Source organism: Paenibacillus sp. Aloe-11 (assembly GCF_000245715.1).
GTDB classification, from domain to species: domain Bacteria; phylum Bacillota; class Bacilli; order Paenibacillales; family Paenibacillaceae; genus Paenibacillus; species Paenibacillus kribbensis.
Genome location: NZ_JH601082.1, coordinates 4,893 through 11,966, shown reverse-complemented (window position 1 = coordinate 11,966; position 7,074 = coordinate 4,893). Strand labels below are relative to the sequence as shown.

The 7,074-nt window shown below is 51.1% G+C and carries 7 protein-coding genes and 1 pseudogene; all 8 read left to right on the top strand.

Annotated elements, in window-relative coordinates; translation table 11 throughout:
- Nucleotides 1-250 (top strand): annotated as a pseudogene (locus tag WG8_RS29235) (ABC transporter substrate-binding protein); the annotation flags it as partial.
- A gap of 15 nt (nt 251-265) precedes the next feature.
- Complete coding sequence (gene nikB / locus WG8_RS24965) at nt 266-1,195, top strand: nickel ABC transporter permease (protein ID WP_007433080.1); 930 nt, start codon at nt 266-268, stop codon at nt 1,193-1,195.
- Nucleotides 1,196-1,210: 15 nt separating this feature from the next.
- The gene (nikC, locus tag WG8_RS24960) at nt 1,211-2,026 is read left to right on the top strand and encodes a nickel transporter permease (RefSeq protein ID WP_007433079.1); all 816 of its coding nucleotides are present in this window, start codon (nt 1,211-1,213) and stop codon (nt 2,024-2,026) included.
- Nucleotides 2,026-3,012 (top strand): ATP-binding cassette domain-containing protein, encoded by a 987-nt coding sequence (locus WG8_RS24955; RefSeq protein WP_007433078.1) that lies wholly within the window; start codon nt 2,026-2,028, stop codon nt 3,010-3,012. The genes nikC and WG8_RS24955 overlap by 1 nt, the downstream gene beginning before the upstream one ends.
- Complete coding sequence (locus WG8_RS24950) at nt 3,009-3,788, top strand: ABC transporter ATP-binding protein (RefSeq protein ID WP_007433077.1); 780 nt, start codon at nt 3,009-3,011, stop codon at nt 3,786-3,788. Before WG8_RS24955 ends, WG8_RS24950 begins: the two co-directional genes overlap by 4 nt.
- Before the next feature lie 142 nt (nt 3,789-3,930).
- The gene (nikA, locus tag WG8_RS24945) at nt 3,931-5,556 is read left to right on the top strand and encodes a nickel ABC transporter substrate-binding protein (RefSeq protein ID WP_007433076.1); all 1,626 of its coding nucleotides are present in this window, start codon (nt 3,931-3,933) and stop codon (nt 5,554-5,556) included.
- Between the two features lie 46 nt (nt 5,557-5,602).
- Nucleotides 5,603-6,547: a nickel ABC transporter permease subunit NikB gene (nikB, locus tag WG8_RS24940; RefSeq protein ID WP_007433075.1), complete on the top strand. Its 945-nt coding sequence runs from the start codon at nt 5,603-5,605 to the stop codon at nt 6,545-6,547.
- A partial coding sequence (locus WG8_RS29230; protein ID WP_232289174.1) for an ABC transporter permease subunit occupies nt 6,547-7,074 on the top strand: 528 nt, incomplete at its 3' end. The genes nikB (WG8_RS24940) and WG8_RS29230, both read left to right, overlap by 1 nt.

Genomic DNA, 7,074 nt, shown 5'->3' with positions numbered 1-7,074 from the left:
CGAAGCTAACGTGAGCCGATATGTCTCCAAACCGCTGGAGGACATTCTTGGCCGGTTGAAGCTGGCAAAGAATACTGCAGAGCGCAATGGGTTGACACTGCAAGCGTTAGATATCATTAATACGAATTTGCCGCAGTCGTTCATTGTGCATCCTGACAATGTATTTGGTGTGAAAAAAGGGGTAGAGGGCTTTACGCCCCATCCGATTGAGTATTACTACATTACAGCGCAATCCGATATTGCGAAATAGCGGGCTGCGTATCCTATGATTCGTTTTATTCTGGAACGTGCGGCGCAGCTGGTCATCATTGTATTTGCTGTCTCTACGGTGACTTTTGTGCTGATGAGACTAGCTCCGGGGGACCCTGCTACCATTTTGCTTACTGCACATAATGTACCTGCCTCTGAGGAGGCGTTGACGGCACTGCGGAAGGAGCTGGGCTTGAGCGAGCCGCTTCATATTCAATATGTGAACTGGCTGCGGGATGTGTTCACAGGGCATTGGGGCACCTCGTATGTATCCAAGGAGTCGGTGTTGGCCGAGCTGTGGAGCAGATTGCCTGCTACTGTAGAGCTGGCTTTGGCCGGCTTTGCCGTGATGACCGTGCTGACTCTTGGGATGGGACTGGCCGCCTCGGTCAAATCCAGCGGCCCGCTGGATCGTCTGAGCAGACTTTTGGCCCTGTTGGGCTCGTCCATTCCCTCCTTTTGGCTTGGCTTTCTGTTGATCTATTTGTTTTCCGTTTGTCTGGGCTGGCTCCCATCCATGGGCAGGGAGGACTGGACGCATCTGGTGCTGCCAGCCCTGACCCTTGGCGCAGGTTTGGGGGCCGTACAAGCTCGTGTGTTGCGTGCGCAAATGCTGGAGCTGAGTGATCGGAATTTTGTGAAAGCGGCGAAGGCCAGAGGCTTCTCCCGTACGCATATTCTTTTTTTTGAGGTATTTAAGCATGCCTTTCTGCCCATTACTACGCTGTTAGGTACGAATCTGTCATTTATGCTTGCAGGTAATGTCATCGTAGAGACCATTTTTTCATGGCCGGGCTTGGGCAAGTATTTTATAGATGCGATTACGCAGCGAGATTACCCCGTGATTCAAGGGTATGTTATTTTTGCTGCATTTTTAATTGTAGGCGTTCAGTGTTTGGTAGATGTGGTCCAGACGGCGATAGATCCGAGGCTGCGTTTGCGTTAGGGGAGGAAGCTGGAAATGAAAAGGATACGGCTTTCCTTCAAAGGAAGCCTGCTGACTGGCAGTGTGCTGTTTGGCCTGATCGTGCTGCTCGGGGTGCTGGCTCCATGGGTTGCTCCTCATGATCCTCTGAATGTGGACCTTCTGAACCGTCTGGCCCCACCTAGCCGGGAATATCCCTTTGGTACAGATCACCTGGGGCGGGATGTACTGTCACGGCTGATTTACGGGATTCGAACGAGTGTGTTAATCGCGTGCGCGATTACTGTGGCTACGCTGAGTGTCAGTCTACCGATAGGCTTGCTCATTGGCTATGTACGTGGGCGTGTGGATCAGCTGATCATGCGAGGAATTGACGGCGTGCTGGCTTTTCCCGATATTATTTTGACGGTGGCGATTGTGGGGATTTTGGGCCCGGGTTTTGTTAACATGACCTTGGCTATTATTGCGGTACGGTGGGCAGGCTATGTCCGCTATATCCGCAGTCTGGTTCAAAAAGCCTGTCAGGAGGACTATGTGCGATATGCCCGTTTATCCGGCAATTCACACATCCGCATACTAAGACGTTACGTATTGCCACAAGTGTTGTCGCAGTTGGTTGTTTATGCGGTATGGGATATCGGGCGCGTGGTGCTGATGATTGCCGGGCTCTCCTTTCTTGGACTGGGCGTACAGCCGCCCAAGCCAGAGTGGGGCGTGATGCTGCATGATGCAACCTCGTATTTTCAGGTGGCTCCGCATGTCATGATTTTTCCAGGCTTGGCGATTATGCTGTTTGTGCTTGCGTGCCAGCTGCTGGGTGACCGTTTTTCGGAAAAGGGGGCGGCGAAATAGTGGAGCATCGGACAGACATTGGTCGAAAGGATACGATAGAGCGAGTGGACGGGCGCAAGCCGCTGTTACACGTGGAACATTTGGGGATAGGTCGCACAGGCGTAGGAACAGCTAATGAGACGGGAACAGGCTCGGATGCAGGTAGAAAATCGGAAGCGAACGGGGGAACAATGCGGAACGGTGGCCATCAACCGCTGCTGCGAGATGTGAGCTTTTCCGTATATCCGGGCGAAATTGTGGCTCTGACCGGACCGAGCGGGTGCGGCAAGAGCCTGACTGCACATGCAATCGCAGGCATGCTGGAGCCGGGGATCGCTGTTACGCAAGGGTATATTTACTATAACGGGGAGGACATCGTCCCGTTCCATGAACGGCGCTGGCAAAGGCTGCGCCGCGAGGATATTGCGCTGCTCATTCAGCAATCGCTGAGCGGGCTGAACCCGATCCGTACCGTCCGCGCACAGCTGACGGATACGTTAAGGCTGCACGGGCGGCGTCATTTGCCGCACGAACAGAAGGAGCCGGGGCATGCTGGTGCTCATACTGCCCCGTCCTTCGCTGCACCGCAGCAAGCCGTTCTACAGGGTGCGCTACCCTGGATGAGACGGATGATAAGCCGTGCCACGGAGCTAGCTGGGGGCCGCGCTACGCAATCGCAGGAGGCTTATCTACACGCTCTGCTCAGAAAGGTCGGATTTGCGGACCCGGAGCGCATTTTGTCGTTGTATCCGTTTGAACTAAGTGGAGGCATGTGCCAAAGAGTGCTGCTGGCTGCTATGCTAAGCTCCGGGCCACGCCTCTTTATTGCCGATGAGCCAACTACGGCGCTGGATGTCATCAACCGGGACAAGGTTCTGGCATTGCTCCAGCAGCTGAGAGAGGACTTCGATCTCACCATTTTGTTGATTTCTCATGACCGTCAGGGCATAGGCCGTGTAGCGGATCGCGTATTGGAGATGAGGCCGGAAGGAAGGATGCACGAATGATACTGGAATTGAAGCAAGTGACCAAAACTTATCCTGTCCGCAGACGGAAAAAAGGCTGGTTTAGCAAGCAAGATAGCGAGCAGGCCGCCGTGAAGCAGGTAAGTCTGGAATTACAGCGGGGAGAATGCCTCGGACTGGTTGGGGAAAGCGGAAGCGGCAAAAGTACGCTGGCACAATGTATCATGAGGCTGGAACCGTTGACCTCGGGGGAGGTTTGGCTGGATCGTCAGCCCATTCACACTGGAAAGGTGAAGGATGTTCATCTGTACAAGCGAGTCCAGTTGATCGCTCAGGACTCGTCTTCCTCACTGCATCCCCGTATGACCATTCGCGATATTTTGCTGGAGCCGATCCGCAATTATTTTCCTGAGCGAAAAGCGCAAGCGCTGGATATCTGCCTGTCCCTGCTGGAATCGGTAGGCTTGGAGGCTGACAGTCTGGAGAAATACCCATCACAGCTAAGCGGCGGACAAAAGCAGCGGGTATGCATCGCTCGTGCGCTGGCGGTGGAGCCGGAAATCATCTTGTTTGACGAATCCGTCGCCAATCTCGACGCAGCAACACAGTCCTCCGTACTCGACTTGCTCAAGAAAGTCCAGATAGAACGTCAGTTATCCTACCTTTTCATCACTCATGATCTTCAATCCACCCGTCCGTTTTGTGATCGGATTGCCGTTATGTATCAGGGGGAGATCGTGGAAATATTCAAGGATTGGGATGAAAGCCTGTTACAGCATGAGTACACTCACACCTTGTTCCAAACGTTGGTGGAATGATCCATCTATCTCAAATTATACAAATTTAAAATAAATTTGATCTTTCCTTGTCGAATATTGTTGACAAAATAAGATGTGCTACCTATTCTTAATATGATTATGATAATCATTATCACATATATAGAAAAGGGGAAAAACATTGATGTCCGTTCGACACCGCAAGACTACCACCCTTATGTTGGTGGCAATCCTCCTATTATCCGTTATTTTAGGTTGCGCGAAGCAGGAGGATACACCTGCATCCACCTCAATGAACGGAGCTGCCAATGAAAAGTCGATCACGCTATCGTGGCCGCGTGACATTGGTACAATGAATCCTCACGTATACAACCCTTCCCAGCTTTTTGCACAATCCATGATTTATGAGCCGTTAGTCAGCTACAAGCAAGGAGGCAAGCTGGAGCCTGCTTTGGCTGAATCCTGGACGATTTCCAAGGACGGCAAAACATATACGTTCAAGCTTCGCAAAGGTGTGAAATTTTCAGATGGAACACCGTTCAACGCAGCCATTATCAAAAAGAACTTTGACGCAATCATGAAAAATGATAAGACGCACAGCTGGCTTGGTGTGGTAGGTGTTCTCGACAAAACGGAGGTCGTGGATGACAGCACCTTCCGATTGACGCTCAAGGAGCCGTACTACCCGGTGCTTCAGGATTTGTCCGTCGTTCGTCCGTTCCGCTTTTTGGGTGAGGCCGGGTTCCCGGATGATGGGGACACCTCCAAAGGCATCAAGAAACCTGTAGGTACAGGGCCTTGGATGCTGGATGAATACAAGCAGGATGAATATGCAACCTTTAAGCGCAATCCAAATTATTGGGGAACTGCACCGAAGGTGGATAAAATTATCGTAAAAATCATTCCCGATAGCGAAACGCGTGTAATGGCCTTTGAGAAAGGCGATTTGGATCTGATTTACGGAGAAGGTGTCATTAGTCTGGATGCCTTCAAGCAGCTTCGCGACACGGATAAGTATGTTACCAAGCTGTCCGATCCTGTCGGCACAAGAAGCCTGCTGCTCAATTCGTCCAATCCCAAGCTGTCAGACCTCCGCGTACGCTTGGCCCTCCAGCATGGTTTTAACAAGCAGGCGATGGTGGAAGGTGTGACCTCAGGGCTGGAGGAAAAAGCGGATACCGTTTTGTCCAAAAACTATCCGTATACGAATGTGGACTTACAGCCCGTGGACTATGATGTGGAAAAATCCAAAGCGCTGCTGGATGAGGCCGGCTGGAAGCTGCCTGCTGGCGGTACGGTGCGGGAGAAGGATGGACAGCAACTCGATTTTGAGCTGATTTTTGATAAAACCGATCCGATCCAAAAGGCGATGGCTGAAACGATTCAGGCGGAATGGGGAGAGCTGGGTGTTAAAGTGAACCTGACCGGGCTGGAGCTGACAGTTCAAATCAAGCGCCTTAGATCCAACCAATTTGATCTGTACTTCTGGTACAACTATGGTGCGCCTTATGATCCGCATTCTTTTATTAACGTCATTGCCAAGAAGAGCTTCGGGATTTCCGAGGTGCTAAGCGCCCTTCCAATGAAGAAGAATCTGGATCAGCAAGTACACGAAGCACTCTCATCGACAGATGAAACCAAGCGTCAAGAGCTGTATGCTTCGATTCTGAAGACGCTTCAGGAGCAATCTGCCATTGTGCCTATTTCATATATTAAGAAAACTGCCGTATACCAGAAAAAAATTACGAATTTTGTATTCCCGGCCAACCGGGATGAAAATCCGTTTGATGGAATTGAAATCGGAAAGTAGTTGAAATGAAAGGGTAACGTTCGTTTACAGAAGAGGAGGACAACTTGTGATTAGCTATATTGGGAAACGAATGATAGCGGTCATTCCTATTGTTCTCTTTGCCACTCTCGTTACCTTTGCACTCATTCATATTTCACCGGTTGATCCGGCCGAGGCCTATTTGACAGCCGCTCACATCTATCCGACTCCGGAAATTCTGGAGCAGAAGCGGCATGAATTCGGACTGGATCAGCCTTTGCTGACACAGTATATGCAGACGCTGCAAAGAATCAGCCGGCTGGATTTTGGTACTTCGTACCTGACAAACAAGCCGGTGTGGGATGAGGTGAAGGTTCGGCTGCCTGCCACTGTCGAGCTGGCCTTGAGCAGCATGCTGCTATCCATTGTGGTGAGTATTCCGCTGGGCGTACTGGCGGCGATACGTAAAAATGGCTGGATCGACATGCTTAGTCGAGGGGTTTCATATGTTGGAGCGTCTATTCCACAGTTCTGGCTGGGATATCTGTTGATTTTCTTTTTCTCTGTCCGGTTGGACTTGCTGCCTGTAGAGGGGCGGGGGACGTGGCAGCATTTGGTGCTCCCCACGTTGACCCTGTCGTTCGTTCTGATTGCTCTATATACGCGCCTGCTGCGCTCCAGTGTATTGGAGCAGCTTCAGGAAACGTATGTGCAGTATGCCAGAACCAGAGGGATTCTTGAACGTATAATTATGCTCAAGCATGTGCTCAAAATTGCCATTTCTCCGCTGATTACGGGTATGGGCATGAATCTGGGCAAGCTGCTGACCGGAACGATTATTGTGGAGCAGGTGTTTTCATGGCCCGGTTTTGGCCGATATTTTGTGGAAGCGATTTTTAACCGGGATATTCCCGTCATACAATGCTATGTGTTTTTGGCGGCATGCCTGTTCATCGTATGCAATTTGCTCGTTGACCTGGTGCATTTGTATATGGACCCCCGAATTTCAGCGAAGGGACGAGCAGAGCGGTGATGATAAGGTTGCGTACAATGTTCAAGGGTCAAAAAGTAGTCGTGGTCTGCTCTGTTGTGCTGGCGGCTCTTTTCCTCATTATGGCGATAGCCCCGTGGCTGGCTCCCCATGATCCGGTTAAAGTCAATTTATTGCACAAGCTGGAAGGACCTTCGAAGGAATACTGGCTGGGAACTGATCATTTGGGGCGGGACAATCTGTCCCGGCTGCTGTATGGAGCGCGTATTTCGCTCGGCTTTGCGACATTGATTTTCCTGTCCTCGCTTGGTATTGGTGTCGTGATTGGATCGGTTGCAGGTTATGTGGGCGGCTGGGTCGATAGTGTGCTAATGCGGTTTTGCGAAGGGATTATGGCGTTCCCGAATCTGGTGCTCGTACTGGGTATTGTCGGTATTTTTGGGCCGGGTCTGATGCAGGTGCTGCTTGCCTTGATGATGGTGCAGTGGGTGTATTATGCCCGAATGTGCCGCAATATGGTCGTTAGTCTGAAAGAACGGAATTTTATAGCGGCCGCAAGGATTAGCGGG